The 15,011-nt window shown below is 53.8% G+C and carries 16 protein-coding genes, 2 tRNA genes and 1 pseudogene; 5 read left to right on the top strand and 14 right to left on the bottom strand.

The window, feature by feature from the left end; translation table 11 throughout:
- Window positions 1-60 precede the first annotated feature (60 nt).
- The 11 genes and pseudogenes from ACSZPU_RS04355 to mdtK form a co-directional block, all read right to left on the bottom strand.
- Window positions 61-801 (bottom strand): S1 family serine peptidase, encoded by a 741-nt coding sequence (locus tag ACSZPU_RS04355; protein WP_498995850.1) that lies wholly within the window; start codon window positions 799-801, stop codon window positions 61-63.
- Window positions 795-1,085 carry a hypothetical protein gene (locus ACSZPU_RS04350; protein WP_498995849.1) on the bottom strand — a complete coding sequence of 97 codons (291 nt, stop codon included), beginning with the start codon at window positions 1,083-1,085 and terminating at the stop codon, window positions 795-797. Before ACSZPU_RS04350 ends, ACSZPU_RS04355 begins: the two co-directional genes overlap by 7 nt.
- A gap of 2 nt (window positions 1,086-1,087) precedes the next feature.
- On the bottom strand, window positions 1,088-1,690 hold the full coding sequence (locus tag ACSZPU_RS04345; protein ID WP_498995847.1) for a hypothetical protein: 603 nt from the start codon (window positions 1,688-1,690) through the stop codon (window positions 1,088-1,090).
- A gap of 23 nt (window positions 1,691-1,713) precedes the next feature.
- On the bottom strand, window positions 1,714-1,917 hold the full coding sequence (locus tag ACSZPU_RS04340) for a hypothetical protein (protein WP_498995846.1): 204 nt from the start codon (window positions 1,915-1,917) through the stop codon (window positions 1,714-1,716).
- A gap of 289 nt (window positions 1,918-2,206) precedes the next feature.
- Window positions 2,207-2,446, bottom strand: coding sequence for a hypothetical protein (locus ACSZPU_RS04335; protein ID WP_498995877.1), 240 nt, complete (start codon window positions 2,444-2,446; stop codon window positions 2,207-2,209).
- Window positions 2,447-2,494: 48 nt separating this feature from the next.
- Window positions 2,495-3,045: pseudogene (locus tag ACSZPU_RS04330) on the bottom strand (phospholipase effector Tle1 domain-containing protein); the annotation flags it as partial.
- A 268-nt stretch (window positions 3,046-3,313) separates the two neighbouring features.
- A tRNA-Val gene (locus ACSZPU_RS04325) sits at window positions 3,314-3,390 on the bottom strand.
- 10 nt (window positions 3,391-3,400) lie between these two features.
- A tRNA-Val gene (locus tag ACSZPU_RS04320) sits at window positions 3,401-3,477 on the bottom strand.
- Between the two features lie 266 nt (window positions 3,478-3,743).
- Entirely contained in the window at window positions 3,744-4,685 is a 942-nt protein-coding gene (locus tag ACSZPU_RS04315) for a 2-hydroxyacid dehydrogenase (protein WP_498995843.1), read from the bottom strand.
- Window positions 4,686-4,832: 147 nt separating this feature from the next.
- Window positions 4,833-5,117 carry a hypothetical protein gene (locus ACSZPU_RS04310; protein WP_498995840.1) on the bottom strand — a complete coding sequence of 95 codons (285 nt, stop codon included), beginning with the start codon at window positions 5,115-5,117 and terminating at the stop codon, window positions 4,833-4,835.
- Between the two features lie 66 nt (window positions 5,118-5,183).
- Window positions 5,184-6,557: an MdtK family multidrug efflux MATE transporter gene (mdtK, locus tag ACSZPU_RS04305; protein WP_498995838.1), complete on the bottom strand. Its 1,374-nt coding sequence runs from the start codon at window positions 6,555-6,557 to the stop codon at window positions 5,184-5,186.
- 491 nt (window positions 6,558-7,048) lie between these two features.
- Here mdtK and ACSZPU_RS04300 point away from each other — a divergent pair, with 491 nt between their 5' ends.
- Complete coding sequence (locus ACSZPU_RS04300) at window positions 7,049-7,660, top strand: class I SAM-dependent methyltransferase (RefSeq protein WP_498995835.1); 612 nt, start codon at window positions 7,049-7,051, stop codon at window positions 7,658-7,660.
- A 128-nt stretch (window positions 7,661-7,788) separates the two neighbouring features.
- Window positions 7,789-8,430: a riboflavin synthase subunit alpha gene (locus ACSZPU_RS04295; RefSeq protein WP_498995834.1), complete on the top strand. Its 642-nt coding sequence runs from the start codon at window positions 7,789-7,791 to the stop codon at window positions 8,428-8,430.
- Between the two features lie 124 nt (window positions 8,431-8,554).
- Here ACSZPU_RS04295 and cfa read toward each other — a convergent pair whose 3' ends face one another.
- Entirely contained in the window at window positions 8,555-9,703 is a 1,149-nt protein-coding gene (gene cfa / locus ACSZPU_RS04290; protein WP_498995831.1) for a cyclopropane fatty acyl phospholipid synthase, read from the bottom strand.
- Window positions 9,704-10,005: 302 nt separating this feature from the next.
- Window positions 10,006-11,205, bottom strand: coding sequence for a purine nucleoside transporter PunC (punC, locus tag ACSZPU_RS04285; protein ID WP_498995828.1), 1,200 nt, complete (start codon window positions 11,203-11,205; stop codon window positions 10,006-10,008).
- 112 nt (window positions 11,206-11,317) lie between these two features.
- Here punC and punR point away from each other — a divergent pair, with 112 nt between their 5' ends.
- Complete coding sequence (gene punR / locus ACSZPU_RS04280) at window positions 11,318-12,229, top strand: DNA-binding transcriptional activator PunR (RefSeq protein ID WP_498995826.1); 912 nt, start codon at window positions 11,318-11,320, stop codon at window positions 12,227-12,229.
- Between the two features lie 16 nt (window positions 12,230-12,245).
- Here the strand turns inward: punR and purR are convergent, their stop codons facing one another.
- Window positions 12,246-13,271 carry an HTH-type transcriptional repressor PurR gene (gene purR, locus ACSZPU_RS04275; protein ID WP_498995823.1) on the bottom strand — a complete coding sequence of 342 codons (1,026 nt, stop codon included), beginning with the start codon at window positions 13,269-13,271 and terminating at the stop codon, window positions 12,246-12,248.
- A 298-nt stretch (window positions 13,272-13,569) separates the two neighbouring features.
- Here purR and cydH point away from each other — a divergent pair, with 298 nt between their 5' ends.
- Together cydH and ACSZPU_RS04265 are read left to right on the top strand one after the other, a co-directional pair.
- Window positions 13,570-13,659, top strand: coding sequence for a cytochrome bd-I oxidase subunit CydH (gene cydH / locus ACSZPU_RS04270; RefSeq protein WP_498995820.1), 90 nt, complete (start codon window positions 13,570-13,572; stop codon window positions 13,657-13,659).
- A 165-nt stretch (window positions 13,660-13,824) separates the two neighbouring features.
- On the top strand, window positions 13,825-14,994 hold the full coding sequence (locus tag ACSZPU_RS04265; protein WP_498995818.1) for an MFS transporter: 1,170 nt from the start codon (window positions 13,825-13,827) through the stop codon (window positions 14,992-14,994).
- Window positions 14,995-15,011 lie beyond the last annotated feature (17 nt).

Here is a 15,011-nt window from a genome sequence, read left to right as displayed (position 1 = left end):
TCGCCCACTCTTGTAGATACTGCTGGCTGGGATTGCACAAAACATACTGCCCGGCAGAGTTTATGCACTGTTCCACATCATTATTAAATGTCGAAATCCCACAAAGGTGCCATCGCGAGCCATTAGCGTTTCGAACTGATGCGTGGCCTTGAATCGCCCGGGTCCCTGCTGCTGTCTGCCGAAAAAATAGGCCTTCCGATTGACGACGAGACCATCAGAACGTTGCTGGGGTCCCCAGGTTGTTAACACCTGATCGGGGTATGCGCCGATATTAGGGGTGATTTTGGGGACGACAACCTGCTGCTCAAAGGCGATGGAAACCTGATTCACCTCCAGCTGGTTAGCTGCGGGGCTGGCCGAGATAACCTGTTCAAATGTCCCGTTCGACGTCGCGGCTATACAGACATTACCCTGTTGAGCGAGCGTCACATCATCCGGTACGGCAAGCGTGGCACCGCTTTCCAGATGCGTCCACAATTGAAAACGAAAGCCTTGCACTACATAAATCGGGCCGCCGGACATGCCTGGCAGTAGCGGAGATGAAAAACGGATCACCGATTGCTGGGTGTCGATGTCCGTACCGGAGAGGCTTTGGGTATTGGCAACCGGTAACCACTGGCCCAGAACAGAGCTGCCCGCAACGCCTATTCGAACATCCTGTTCAGCGATGGAAAGCATTCCCAGCCCATACCCCAGCGCCTGATAATCGCTATTTGGGTTACCCGGCGCGGTTTGCGACAAACTGTTTTTTGTGGGCGGGTCGTTCACGGTAAGCAGTGCCAGATCGTGGCGTTTCAGCACCCGCGCCAGTTGGGCAGTCTTGAACGGCTGTCCTGGGGCATTTTCATACCAGAGCTCGATGCTGCTGCACCCCCAACCACATGCCAGGCGGTAACCACATGTTTAGCATCGAGCCAGGCGAAACCGCTACCATTGCGCGCTGGCGTGTTGCCATTACAGGATTTGGCCTGAACCAACATCACCGATTGTTCAACTTGTTTAGTGATATTCGACGGAACCGGTGCTGAGAGGGCGCAAACCGGAGTAACCGCCGCCAGCAGAACGTAATAGTGGTATTTGCTCATCGTTATTCGACCCCACCAAAATAAAAAAGCGCGGCCTGACCTATTTTTTCACGCCTTTCCGGTGGTAAATGCATAATTTTTTCCGCTAGCGACTGCCAGTGCGTTCCCTGTGTTGCCAGCCATGCCATTTGATCGTCAATCGTGCCATTGCGGCGGCGGGCAAAGTCACTGCAAAAATCGGGAATGTCGGCATACAGGGTCGAATGAAACTGATTGTTGAGACCATCGATTTTTACTCCCTCGGCCACCAGACCGTATTTCATTCGCATCACAACCTGCTGGATTTGGCTTTCCTCGAAACCCAGCGATTGCAGTTCAGAGACAAGTTGTCCTGAGGTTGGTGAAAGGGCGTCATGGGTTCGAACCCAAATACTCGCCGGGAGCGTGACGATCATGGCGAGGGCAAAGGAAATAATCCGGGTGTAATTAAGTGCGCCTGCTGCAAGTTTTGTCGAGCCAGCAAGACCGAAGAAGGCGGTTGCCACCGCCAGTACCGTGGTTAATACCGTTGACGTCACACTGGCGGTTGTTAAGCCTGTGAGAAGCCCGGTGAGAACACCTAACGTCAGACCCGCAGCGATATCCGCCATCGTCTGTCTTGCCATACTTGCCTCCAGAACGTCTAAAGCTATGTACGCGTTACGGCCAGTTCCACACTGCCATTATTGTTGGCATACATCTGCCAGGCATCATTGGCGAAGACATACAAATAGCCGCTCTGTTTCGGCGTAAACGTACAGCCTGAGCCGATACGGAACACTTCATGAGGCAAATAGTTGGTGACGTTTTTCGGTGGCGTTTCGGGCAAGACGTCGTTGGCGACCATTCCCATCAGGGCAAACCTTCTTCGCGTTTTGTATACCGGAAATCCGCCTGGTGGTTATGCGTCAGTTTTTGATACAGCGCTTCGACTTTACCTAACAGCGAGGCGGCCATTTGTACCGCTTCACCCGGCTGGAATTTGCCGTCATTGGTTCCCTGTGGGCCACAGATAATGCTGCTGTCTTTCCACTCGCCGGTGGCGTTCAGGCGGTAGGGAACCCCGGCTTGCGGATAGATGCCGGTCGCGTTCCAGTGTTCGCGGGCATAAACCTTCCGGGTGGCAGTGTCGTCCGGGTTTTTTAGGATAACGCCAGGCCAGTAAACGCCCTGGAGTATCGAAGGGCTGGTGTGGCGAGCAACGGCAGACGCGTGGAAGGGGGATGTGGTATCTCAAAACAGGGCACATTCCGCGGACGGGTTTTCAGTGAGGCGAAGACACCGGTGACGGAGTCATGCAGTTGGTAGACCGGATCGGGTGTGAGTTGTTGCAGGACATCGTCACGGAACTGTAAACCCAGCGTCTGGGTTTCTTTTGTCATCCAGTTCAGCGCGCCGTCTGACAAGCCGCAGCGCGAGTAGACGCCGCCAATATCGGAATGGACGCCGGGAAACCACAGTTGGATAACATCCGCATCGGCAGGGACATCGGTCCACAGCGTAGGGATAAAGCTCTGCTTTTTTCATCTATGGCGATCGCATGGCGCGCGTGCTGGATATTGTGGCTCAGCGCGGTGTTATGGAAACGGTAGTTGTTGGGGTTGTCGATAAGATTCAGTATGACCATATCATCCGGCACGTCGAGCGCGCCGATGGTATCCCAGACGCCGATGAAATGGATTGGCAAATCGGTTCCACCTTGATGGACAGGCCATGCGGAGGCGTGAGTCGTCGGGTCGCGATAGTGGGCAAAAATGTCGCTGATGGCAGACCAGATCTCACTCTCACTCAATCCGGCAGGGTTCAGTAACCCACTGAGTGAGATCATGCCGGACAGGCTGCGGACGGTATAGGCCCCGCGGCTGAAACCAAACAACCAGATCGCCGCGCCGGGGTGGTAATAGACGTGTTGTTCGGGCATGACGACCAGGGCATTACGCATTTTTACGACGTTGGTGGGGGCCGGAATTCCATTATCCATTTGATCCGGCGTGTTCCATGTGCCGTCGCAGAATACGATCAGATGCATTGTGGATCTCCAGGTTAACCGGAGGAAAAGTGCGGCTAATGACGATCCAGTAATAGTGTATTGCGCAGTTTTTCGCGTATATCTTTAAAAGAAGACGCTAAGCTGTGGGAAATTTGCATTTTCACAGGTGAAACAGCGGGAAAGCACGATAAGCGAAAGGGTAAATGCTGATGTTGCGCAAAGGGAAATTCGAGGGAATGGAACGGGATACTACTGAGAATGGTGCGTCCGAGTGGACTCGAACCACCGACCCCCACCATGTCAAGGTGGTGCTCTAACCAACTGAGCTACGGACGCACTAAAGTGATGGTGCGTTCAATTGGACTCGAACCAACGACCCCCACCATGTCAAGGTGGTGCTCTAACCAACTGAGCTATGAACGCATTGTTGTGCCTGACAACGGGGACGAATATTAGCGGCAGCCTGGAGATGTGGCAAGCTGAAAATCGCTATTTTATGCCGGAATGCACGCGACTGCGGAACTTTTATACATGAAAGGCATATTTCACTGATGTTAAAGGATAATGATTGAGCAGGATGCGTTTTTTGGGCACTGGTGTGCTGATTATCTGTACAACGCAAAATTTCATTTCCTCCCTTTACCGTTAAATTTCATGGCGCAAAAAACATCATGCGCCATGGACATCGTTTAACGGATGGGGGTGAGCACCGGTTGACCGGCGAAATAAGCCTGTAAATTATTCAACACCAACTGGATGGTAGCCTCGGCAGCTTCAGGTGTGCGCCCGGCAATGTGGGGGGTGATAATGACATTGTCCTGTGCGCTAAGCTCCGCCGGGACGTTGGGCTCGCCCTCCACGACATCCAGCGCGACACCGCCAATACGTCCCTTTTTCAGTGCGTCAATCAAAGCCGCCGTATCGACCACGCTACCTCTGGCGATATTGATGAGAAAACCGTCCGGGCCGAGTGCATTAAGCACCGCGTCATCTACGAGGTGTCTGGTCATTGCGCCGCCGGGTGTGGCGACCACCAGAAAGTCTGACCACTGCGCGAGCGCAACAGGTGACGGGAGATAACACCAGGCGGAATCGGCACGTGGTGTGCGGTTGTGATAGGCCACCGACATACCAAAACCGGCTGAACCGCGCCGGGCTATCTGCTCGCCGATATTCCCCAGTCCTAAAATGCCCAGTTTCTTACCGGAGACCATTGGGCGCAGCTGTCGGGACGTTGCCCACTCACCGCGTTTGACCGCCGAATCAGATTGAACGATGCCCCGCGCGCTCGCCATCAGCAGGGCCATCGCATGGTCGGCGACGGAAGTGTCATTGGTCCCCGGCCCGTGGGTGATGATGATATTCCGCGCTTTCGCAGCCGATACATCGATATTTTCATACCCGGCACCGAGTGCGCAGATGATGTCGAGCTTCGGCAGTGCCGCTATCACGGAGGCGTCGAGGCCCGTTGAGCCGTTTGTGAGCACGGCGCGGATGCGCTTGCCGTTTTGCTCAACCGCCTGCGCGCGGTCTGGGGCTGTGGGGGCATAATGTGTTTCAAAACCCACCGCGGTAAGCCGGGAAAAATGCTCTGGTGCAAGTTCAATCGTAACAAGTAAAGGGATCGACATAACGGTGCCTTCGTATACTCAATTGACTTTATGGGAAGGGGTAACGCATTCAGTCATCTGCGGGAGATATAGCCTGAGAATGATCCTCATGCTGCACAAAATCAAGCGACGGCAGGGGCTGTCGCAAGACGATTGTGTGACAAATTATCAGCTGAGATAAAACAGATGAATCAGAACGGCGCCGATAAGCAGCCAGCAGGGCAGAGAGAAATAAAAGATGCCTTTGTTATCGCGAGGTTTTTTCACGATGAGCAGAACGAGAAAGGCGATGACCAGCAGCGCGATAAAGAGAAGTGTGAATGGCTGGCTGGCGGCAACAATCGTTAACGCGACAAACAGCAGCAGGCTGGAAGCAATAGCAAACAGTTTGATTTTGCGGGTGAAGGCCACGGCGCCCAGAACAAAGTAAACCAACGCGATAATGCCGGCCATCAGGCCTCTCCTTTTGCTGAGGTATCTGTGGTGTAACGTAGCCGCCCGAAGACGGCTACGGTGATATTAACGCGCCGCGCGTTGCAAAATAATGGACGACGGCTGGCGCTGCAGGAAACGCATTCTGAGCATCATCAAAATAGCAGCCGATGTCAGCCCGATAATAAAGCCCATCCAGAACCCTGCCGGTCCCATGCGGTCGACTACCAAATCGGTTAACGCCAGCACGTAGCCTGACGGTAAACCCAGCACCCAGTAAGCGGTAAAGGTAATAAAGAAGATAGAACGCGTATCTTTATAACCACGTAAAATCCCGCTACCGATAACCTGGATGGAGTCCGATATCTGGTACAGACCGGCTAACAGCATCAGTTGCGAGGCCAGAGTCACCACTTCCGGGTTGTCGTTATACAGCAGCGCAATATGCTCACGCAGCACCACCGTAAAGATAGCGGTCAGCACGGCCATGCACACGCCAACACCAAGCCCGGTACGTGCGGCTGTTTGCGCGTCCAGCGTGGATCCTTGCCCCAGACGGAAGCCGACGCGAATGGTCACGGCGGCGGCAAGCGACATCGGCAATACGAACATCAGTGAACTAAAGTTCAGCGCGATTTGGTGGCCTGCCACATCCACGATGCCCAGCGGTGAAACCAGCAGGGCTACAACGGCAAACAAGGTGACTTCGAAAAACAGCGCCAGTGCGATAGGCAGCCCAAGCTGTATCAGACGTTTCAATACGGTCATATCCGGCTTGCTGTAACGCCTGTCATTGCGAATATCGCGCATAGAGCTGGCACGCTTAACCCAGGAGATCATGGCTGCAAACATCACCCAATAGACCGATGCCGTTGCCACGCCGCAGCCGATACCGCCCAGTTCCGGCATGCCGAAATGACCGTAAATAAAGACATAGTTAACCGGTATGTTCACCAGAAGGCCAAGAAAACCCATCACCATGCCGGGTTTGGTTTTCGCCAACCCCTCACACTGGTTACGCGCAACTTGGAAGAACAGATAGCCCGGTGCGCCCCACAGCAGAGCACGTAAATAGCCCACGGCTTTATCAGCTAACTGCGGGTCAATGTCATGCATGGCGTGAATGATATAACCGGCGTTCCACAGCACGATCATGATCAGAACCGATACCGCGCCGGCAAGCCAGAATCCCTGACGCACCTGGTGGGCAATGCGCTCGCGGCGTCCTGAGCCGTTAAGCTGGGCAACCGTTGGCGTTAGCGCCAGCAGCAATCCATGACCAAACAGGATAGCGGGTAGCCAGATAGAGGTACCAATGGCGACGGCGGCCATGTCGGTGGCGCTGTAACCCCCCGCCATGACCGTATCAACGAACCCCATTGAGGTTTGGGCGACCTGCGCGAAGATCACCGGGATAGCCAGCGCTAGCAACTGGCGCGCTTCTGTAAAGTACTTCTGCACTGAAAACACCTTGATATTGTAGTTATATGCGATTAATGGTTAATTCATAAAAAAAGAGCGTAGATGTGTCTTCTGGTCCGGGACACTGCGGGGGATAGTCAGAAATCCAGCATTGAGTTAAGCATTGCGATCAAATCCTTGTTCATCTTGCTTTTCAGTTTGAGTAAACCATTCGGGCGATCGGTGCCCATTTGGTCGATTGTTAATATAAGGAATGGCGCTGGTAAAGGATCCAGCACGAAAACATGCGTCGGGGTACGTAACTGTGTGCCCGAGAAATGTATCGCCGTCTCCTGTTATTGCGGGAAAGTAATGCGAGGCGGTTGTTTCTTTATTCTGCGAATGAGGTTGCAGGCAAATCTTACATGCTGTCGCGCGTTTTTACCACGTTAACGATAATTGAACATTATCCGTCCCACTGTTTTTGGCAGGGGAAAACTGTGCGCCAGTTCGATACCCTCACATTTGGCATCAATAAGGAGAGGGAGAACATGACGGAATCACACGCGGCGAAGCAAATTTTGTCGATTTATGAACGGCATGCGGATGAGTTTGCCAGATTACGTTCTCGCAGCCTGTTTGAAAAAAAGTGGCTGGATAAGTTTACGCAGCAGCTTCACCCGGGTGGCAGCATCCTGGATATCGGCTGCGGGAACGGGCAGCCGATTGCGGAGTATTTTATTCGCAATGGCTTTCAGTTGACCGGCGTGGACGGATCGGCGGCGATGCTTGCACGCGCGCGGGCACATTTTCCGGCACAACGCTGGATCCATCATGATATGCGGCAGTTGCAGATGGCGGAGACTTTTGACGGGCTGGTTGCCTGGGACAGTTTTTTTCATCTGTCACAGGTGGACCAACGTGCCATGTTTGCCATTTTCGCCGCCCATGGCCATGCGGGCAGCACATTGATGTTTACCAGCGGTACCTCGAACGGCACGGCGATGGGGACGTTTGGCGGCGAGCCGCTGTATCACGCAAGCCTGGCGCCCGGGGAGTACCGCGAGATTCTGGCGGAACATCAGTACAGTGTCCTTGATGTGCAGTTTGAAGATCCCGAGTGTGGCAATCACTCTATCTGGCTGTGTAAGAAAGCGAATTGAGATTATCGTGTCGTTTTAGACCACCGGTGCCGTCATGCACCCCGTGAGGCTGGCAACATGATTTTCCTCCTGTTATTGTGCGTTTTAGAAAACGGCGGTGCCGTAAATGACATACAGGAGTGGTAGGCATGTTTACTGGTATTGTACAGGGCACGGCAAAACTGGTGTCCCTTGATGATAAGCCCAATTTCCGCACCCACATTGTTGAGTTACCGGAGCATATGCTGGAAGGGCTTGAAACGGGCGCGTCGGTGGCCAACAACGGTTGTTGCCTGACGGTGACGGAGATTAACGGCAGCCATATCAGTTTTGACCTGATGAAAGAGACGCTGCGTATCACCAATCTGGGTGAACTGGCGGTTGGCGATGCGGTGAACGTTGAGCGCGCGGCAAAATTCAGCGACGAAATTGGCGGGCATTTAATGTCCGGTCATATCATGACCACCGCCGAGATCGTCAAGATTCTGACCTCCGAGAATAACCGCCAAATCTGGTTCAAGGTGCAGGATCCGGCGCTGATGAAATACATCCTCTATAAAGGATTTATTGGCATTGACGGCATTAGCCTGACCGTAGGTGAAGTGACGCCTACCCGTTTCTGCGTGCATCTGATCCCGGAAACGCTGCAGCGCACCACGCTTGGCAACAAAAAATTGGGTCACCGTGTGAATATCGAAATCGATCCACAAACGCAGGCCGTTGTTGATACAGTGGAACGTGTTCTGGCGGCGAAAGAGGCGGCGGCTGCCGTGGTCAGTAGCGGCGAATAAGCGCGAAAGCACACCGGATTAATGAAGGGAGAATACGGCAACGTATTCTCCCTTTTTTACGCAAAGCGGATAATGCCGCGGAACCTGTCAGAAAAAGAAAACCCCGCCGAAGCGGGGTGGGATGTTAGCGTGCTACGCGAAGTCCGTGTTCAATACCCCGGCTGAATACGACCTGCCAGAGTTGAATATCCCGCGAGCGAAAAGCGCCTGCGCAGGCGTTCAGATAGTAGCTGAACATACGTTTAAAGCGTTCGGAATAGTTATCGGCGATTTCAGGCCAGCTGGCGAGAAAACGTTCGTACCAGGCCATCAGGGTTTTATCGTAATCTGCGCCGAAATTGTGCCAGTCTTCCATCACAAAATGCGACTCACTGGCATTGGCAATTTGCCGTACCGACGGGAGGCAACCATTCGGGAAGATATAGCGGTCAATCCAGGGATCCACATTATGATCGGTTCGCCGTGAACCAATGGTATGCAACAGGAAAAGACCATCAGGTTTGAGGTTACGGTCAACCACGGTGAAGTAGGTATCGTAGTTTTTCGGCCCAACGTGTTCGAACATGCCGACAGAGACAATGCGGTCAAACTGATCGTTCAGGTCGCGATAATCCTGCAGGCGAATATCGACATCCAGGCCTTCACAACGCTGTTGCGCCAGTTTCTGCTGCTCTGCGGAAATAGTGACACCCACAACGCTGACACCGTAGTTTTGCGCCATAAATTGCGCCAGACCACCCCAGCCGCAGCCGATGTCCAGCACGCGTAGTCCCGGTTTGAGCTGCAGTTTTTCGCAAATTAAGCGCAGTTTAGCGATTTGCGCACTTTCAAGTTGCTCAGCATCTTTCCAGTAGGCGCAAGAGTATTGCATCTGTGGGTCCAGCATGCGGGTAAAAAGGTCGTTACCTAAATCGTAATGCTCTTTCCCGACGATCCATGCGCGTTTTTTGGATTGCAGATTAAATAATCTTGCCCCGGCGATACGAAGGGTATCTTTGAAATGGTGCGGAAGCTGCTTTTCCAGTCCGGCACGCAGCACTTTACTAAAAAAAACGTCCAGCCGGTCGCACTCCCACCAGCCGTCCATATAACTTTCCCCCAGTCCGAGCGACCCCTCCTGCAAAACACGTTTAAAAAAATCAGGGTTTTTCACCTGAATATCAGATGCCGACGGTCCATTAACCTGGATACCGGCGCGGCTCAGCAGCTCGTTTGCTATACGGAACCAGTTATCATCCCGTACGCTAACCTCTTCTATACACGATGAACTCATAACTTCTCCACCACCAGCAAGTGATCAGAACCTTCAAAGAGCGTAGCTGCTTTTTGAGGCATGTGAGAAATCTCACGGTTTTGGGCCGTGAGGCTGATATCCGACGTAGAACAGAGGAAGGGAGATGACCCTTGCCAGAAAGGCCTTCCGTGGTCAAACGGGAGCGCTCCGGCCCCCGTTAATGCATAATATTTATCGTATTTGTAACTAGCCGAAAAAGAGTATAGGCCTCAAAATCCAGTGATACAACAGAAAACTCTTAGCAAGCTAATCACTAAACTGTAACATAGTCGCTGATGCAACTATGCGTGCGAGGACGATTCAGTGGTCTCATCTGTGTGATAAACATCACTTTCTTGCGGTTGCATACGGTAGCCCAACGTGGCCAGAACGACCGTTGACAGCATCACGCTGGTGGTGGCGAGAAGCGGGTGAGCAATCAGGCCTGATACCACCAGGCTTGCGACGAAACAGAGTCCCAGTTGCAGCGTATTCTGTAGCGCTGCCGCACGTCCGGTCGCGTGCGGGAAGGGGCGTAGCGCCTGAGCCACAACAATCGGATAGATTGCGCCGTTTGCCATCGCCATCAGGCAGAAGGGGATCAGCAGGGAGGTCAGCGAGGCGCCAGGCAGTAGTCCCACGCCCCAGGTTGCGACCACGCTCAGCGCAAACGCTGCCAGCAGCCACGGCAGTAAACGGGCACCGGACCATTTTTGCAGCGCGGCACGACAGCCGTAACCCCCGACTAAAAAGGCGATGGTCTGTGGCACATAGCTCAGGCCGATAATCGCCGGGCCATAACCCATCTCATGCAGAATAAACGGCGAACCGGTAAGCCAGGCAAAGAAGCTGGCGGAGCAGGCGGCATAAATCAGCACGTTACCACGGTAGGCTTTATCGCGTAGCAGAGCGCTAAACGTCAGCGCTTGCTCGCTTTGTGCCGGTTTGTTCGCGGCAGGGCGCAGACGCAAGGCCGGAAGCATCAAAATCAGGGTGATAACAAACAAGGTGGCGAAGATGGCCTGCCAGGAGAAATGCGCCAGAATCCAGCTGCCGAGCAGCGGTGCGAGGGCAGGAGATAACCCGACCAGCGGCATAATGGTGGCAAAAATACGGTTTGTACGCTGCGCTGGATAGTAATCCGTCACCAGCGCCTGCCAGGTGACGGCAGCCGCACAAACTCCCACAGCCTGCACAAAACGCAGCACCAGCAGCCAGACCGCATCCTGAACCCAGAGCATACCAAGACAACTCACGGCAAAAATGGCCAAACCGCTTAGCAAAATAGGCTTACGGCCGTAGCGATCCGACAGCGGTCCCCACACCAGTTGGGCGACGGCAAAACCAGCGAGAAACAGGCTCAGCGTGGCGCTGACCGCTGCGGCAGAGGTATGTAAATCTTGCTGAATGTCGGCAAAGGCAGGCAGGTACATATCGGTGGCTAAGAAGCCTAGTACGCTTAAGCCCGCGAGCCAGACTAAAAATCCTTTTCCAGGTTGCATGGCAGATCTCTTTTTTAGGCAGGTAAACAGGGCTCCAGAGTCTAAGGAGTGCAAGTCGGCTTGTGAAACGCTAATATTTGTCCGGTGGTTTCAAAATTTTTGCAGGCAGATTATGTGGTCAGAATATTCACTGGCAGTGGTTGATGCCGTGGCACGTAACGGCAGTTTTAGCGGTGCTGCGCAAGAGCTGCATCGCGTGCCTTCTGCGGTCAGCTATACCGTGCGCCAGCTTGAAGAATGGCTTGCGGTGCCGCTGTTTGAGCGCCGACACCGGGATGTTGAGCTGACGCCCGCCGGGGTGTGGTTTTTGAAAGAAGGGCGTTCTGTTATCAAAAAAATGCAGATCACCCGGCAACAATGCCAACAAATCGCAAATGGTTGGCGCGGTAAGCTCTCTATCGCGGTCGATAACATCGTCAAACCGGAACGTACCCGGCAGATGATCGTCGATTTCTATCGCCATTTTAGCGATGTTGAACTGCTGGTTTCCCAGGAGGTCTTCAACGGCGTCTGGGACGCGCTGGCCGACGGACGCGTTGAGCTGGCTATCGGCGCAACCCAGGCGATTCCGGTCGGGGGCCGTTATACCTTCCGTGATATGGGTATGCTGAGCTGGAAATGCGTGGTCGCCCGCCATCACCCGCTGGCCGCGATGACGACACCGCTCAGTGACGATACGTTGCGCAACTGGCCATCGCTGGTGCGGGAAGATACATCGCGGTCACTGCCGAAACGCATTACCTGGCTTTTAGATAATCAGAAGCGCGTTGTCGCTCCGGACTGGGAATCCTCTGCTGCCTGTCTGTCGGCCGGATTGTGTATTGGGATGGTGCCCGCGCATTTCGCTCGTCCGTGGATCGATCGCGGCGAGTGGGTGGCGCTGGAACTGGAAAACCCTTTCCCGGACGCCGCCTGTTGCCTGACCTGGCAGCAAAATGACGCCTCACCGGCGCTGAGCTGGTTATTGAGCTATCTGGGTGACAGTGAGACGCTGAATCGGGAATGGTTGCGGGAGCAGGAGTGAGCTGCTCCCGGCGAGATTAACGGCGGTAGTCGCGGAACGGACCGTCGGCAACCGAACGGCGTTCAATCAGGCGCGGATGCACTTCGATGGACTGCGACTCTTCACGTTTATTGACGATGCGGTCCAGCAGCATGTTAAACGCAGTCTCACCCAGCGAGTCTTTCGGCTGATGAATGGTCGTCAGCGATGGGGTGAAGAAACGCGAGTTGCGCACGTTATCGTATCCGATCACCGAAATATCCTGCGGTACGCGCAGGCCCATTTCGTCGGCGGCGCACAGCGCACCCATCGCCATAATGTCGCCACCGCAGAACACTGCGGTCGGGCGAGATGACTGGGTCAGCATTTGTTGCATCGCGCGATAACCGGACTCCGGCTCGAAGTCACCCTGCACGATCCAGTTTTCCGGTACCGTGATGTGGGCTTCTTCCATCGCTTTCATAAAGCCGCTAAGGCGGCCTGCACCGGTATTACGCTCAAGCGGGCCCGGGATCACGCCAATCTCGCGATGCCCACGTTCGATCAGATAGCGGCCAGCCATATAGCCACCGGCAAAGGCGTTATCAATTACCGTGTCGGTAAAGTCGGCTTTGGCTTCGCCCCAGTCCATCACCACCATCGGAATATGGCGATATTCTTCCAGCATGCTGAGTAACGTTTCCGGATATTCAGAACACATCACCAGCAGACCGTCGACGCGCTTTTGCGCCATCATTGACAGATACGCGCGCTGCTTTTCCAGGTTATTCCAGGCATTGCCGAGAATAAGGGTGTAGCCTTTCTGGAAACAATTTTTCTCAACCGCCTCAATGATCTCGGCGAAATAAGCCGCTTCGCTGCTGGTCGCCAGTAAGCCAATAGATTTTGTGTGATTGACTTTCAGGCTGCGGGCAACGGCGCTGGGCGAATAGTGTAGTTCTTTAATTGCTGCCCAAACGGCGTTACGCGTCTCTTCAGCAACGAAACGCGTCTTGTTAATTACATGTGATACGGTTGTGGTGGAAACGTTTGCTCGCTTCGCTACGTCTTTAATCGTTGCCATCAGATCTTACTCCAGACCATATCGTAAACTCCTGATAATACAAAAGGTAAACGTTTGCCTACCATCACCCTGTACCCATAGAAGGGATTGCATTACGCCGGGAAAAAGACACTGGACGTCAGGAGGGGAGTCAATGGCCGGTACGCTAATAAATTTAGCGTCGAATTTTGTCTTATCTTGAACAAAAGGGGAAGCGCTAAAACGTATATCAATCTAAATCCAGCAAGATTTTTACGTTTATTTATGCAAAAATGCGTTACATCACTTTTTGTGTGGAAATTAATAAGGGGAAAAATTGATGAGCACCGACCTGAAGTTTTCTTTAGTTACCACCGTTATCGTTCTCGCTCTGATTGTTGCTGGCGCGCTGACGGCGGCACTGCATTGATTTATCCAGGGGAGAGTTCTCTCTCCCTCATCTTTTCCCACCATTGTCATCAAATCAGCAATAGTCTTTTCGCATTTCGCTAACTTCTGTTTTTTGTGATTGATGTCATACTTTTGGCTTCTGTGACGGTGTCGCGCGTCGACACGGCAATTCCGGAGTCTATTTATGAAGATCAATTTCCCACTGCTTGCCCTGGCGATTGGCGCTTTTGGCATCGGTACAACCGAATTTTCACCGATGGGTTTACTACCCGTTATCGCCCAGGGTGTGGATGTGTCGATCCCGGCAGCGGGTATGCTTATTAGCGCCTACGCCATCGGCGTGATGGTCGGGGCGCCGCTGATGACGCTGCTGCTTTCACACCGTGCCCGGCGGAATGCGCTGGTATTTCTGATGGCGATTTTTACCCTCGGCAACGTGCTGTCGGCAATATCACCTGATTACACAACCCTGATGCTCTCCCGCATTATTACCAGCCTGAACCACGGTGCCTTCTTTGGTCTGGGTTCGGTGGTGGCCGCAAGCGTGGTGGCGAAAGAAAAACAGGCCAGCGCGGTGGCAACCATGTTTATGGGGCTGACGATCGCCAATATCGGCGGGGTGCCTGCAGCAACCTGGCTGGGTGGGGCGATTGGCTGGCGTATGTCGTTCCTCGCAACGGCAGGGCTGGGTGTTATCGCCATGGTCAGCCTCTATTTCTCCTTGCCGAAGGGCAGTGCAGGTGAACGGCCTGATGTGCGCAAAGAGTTGTCGGTATTAATGCGACCGCAGGTGGTCTCTGCACTGTTAACGACCGTGTTAGGGGCAGGGGCGATGTTCACGCTTTACACCTATATTTCACCGGTTCTGCACCGTATTACCGATGCCACGCCGGCCTTTATTACCGCGATGCTGGTGCTGGTGGGTGTGGGTTTCTCCATTGGCAACTACCTTGGCGGCAAACTGGCTGACCGTTCCGTCACCGCGACCCTGAAAGGCTTCTTGCTGTTATTGATCGTGATTATGGCTGCTATCCCCTGGCTGGCGCGCAGTGAAGTTGGTGCGGCTATCAGCATGGTTATCTGGGGAGCGGCAACCTTTGCGGTGGTTCCGCCGCTGCAGATGCGCGTGATGCGTGTGGCACATGAAGCGCCAGGATTGTCATCGTCAGTGAATATTGGGGCGTTCAACTTGGGTAATGCACTGGGTGCAGCAGCAGGCGGTGCGGTGATCTCGGGCGGCCTGGGCTATACCGTTGTGCCAGTTACCGGGGCGATTATTGCCGGGATGGCATTACTGTTGGTGCTGTTCTCCGGCAGAGCCAATGCAGAACGCAACTGCGCTGCGGCGGAATAAAAAACAGGAGGGTTTCC

Source organism: Phytobacter sp. V69, assembly GCF_965644215.1.
Classification (GTDB): Bacteria; Pseudomonadota; Gammaproteobacteria; order Enterobacterales; family Enterobacteriaceae; genus Phytobacter.
This window is presented reverse-complemented; position numbering and strand designations above follow the sequence as displayed.

What these genes read in the sequence shown, in the direction of transcription:
- ACSZPU_RS04345 (WP_498995847.1), bottom strand. Translation starts at nt 1,690, where the DNA reads ATGGCAAGACAGACGATGGCGGATATCGCTGCGGGTCTGACGTTAGGT.
- ACSZPU_RS04300 (WP_498995835.1), top strand. Translation starts at nt 7,049, where the DNA reads ATGACGGAATCACACGCGGCGAAGCAAATTTTGTCGATTTATGAACGG.
- ACSZPU_RS04295 (WP_498995834.1), top strand. Translation starts at nt 7,789, where the DNA reads ATGTTTACTGGTATTGTACAGGGCACGGCAAAACTGGTGTCCCTTGAT.
- ACSZPU_RS04335 (WP_498995877.1), bottom strand. Translation starts at nt 2,446, where the DNA reads ATGACAAAAGAAACCCAGACGCTGGGTTTACAGTTCCGTGACGATGTC.
- purR (WP_498995823.1), bottom strand. Translation starts at nt 13,271, where the DNA reads ATGGCAACGATTAAAGACGTAGCGAAGCGAGCAAACGTTTCCACCACA.
- ACSZPU_RS04315 (WP_498995843.1), bottom strand. Translation starts at nt 4,685, where the DNA reads ATGTCGATCCCTTTACTTGTTACGATTGAACTTGCACCAGAGCATTTT.
- cfa (WP_498995831.1), bottom strand. Translation starts at nt 9,703, where the DNA reads ATGAGTTCATCGTGTATAGAAGAGGTTAGCGTACGGGATGATAACTGG.
- ACSZPU_RS04340 (WP_498995846.1), bottom strand. Translation starts at nt 1,917, where the DNA reads ATGGGAATGGTCGCCAACGACGTCTTGCCCGAAACGCCACCGAAAAAC.
- ACSZPU_RS04265 (WP_498995818.1), top strand. Translation starts at nt 13,825, where the DNA reads ATGAAGATCAATTTCCCACTGCTTGCCCTGGCGATTGGCGCTTTTGGC.
- ACSZPU_RS04310 (WP_498995840.1), bottom strand. Translation starts at nt 5,117, where the DNA reads ATGGCCGGCATTATCGCGTTGGTTTACTTTGTTCTGGGCGCCGTGGCC.
- punC (WP_498995828.1), bottom strand. Translation starts at nt 11,205, where the DNA reads ATGCAACCTGGAAAAGGATTTTTAGTCTGGCTCGCGGGCTTAAGCGTA.
- punR (WP_498995826.1), top strand. Translation starts at nt 11,318, where the DNA reads ATGTGGTCAGAATATTCACTGGCAGTGGTTGATGCCGTGGCACGTAAC.
- cydH (WP_498995820.1), top strand. Translation starts at nt 13,570, where the DNA reads ATGAGCACCGACCTGAAGTTTTCTTTAGTTACCACCGTTATCGTTCTC.
- ACSZPU_RS04350 (WP_498995849.1), bottom strand. Translation starts at nt 1,085, where the DNA reads ATGAGCAAATACCACTATTACGTTCTGCTGGCGGCGGTTACTCCGGTT.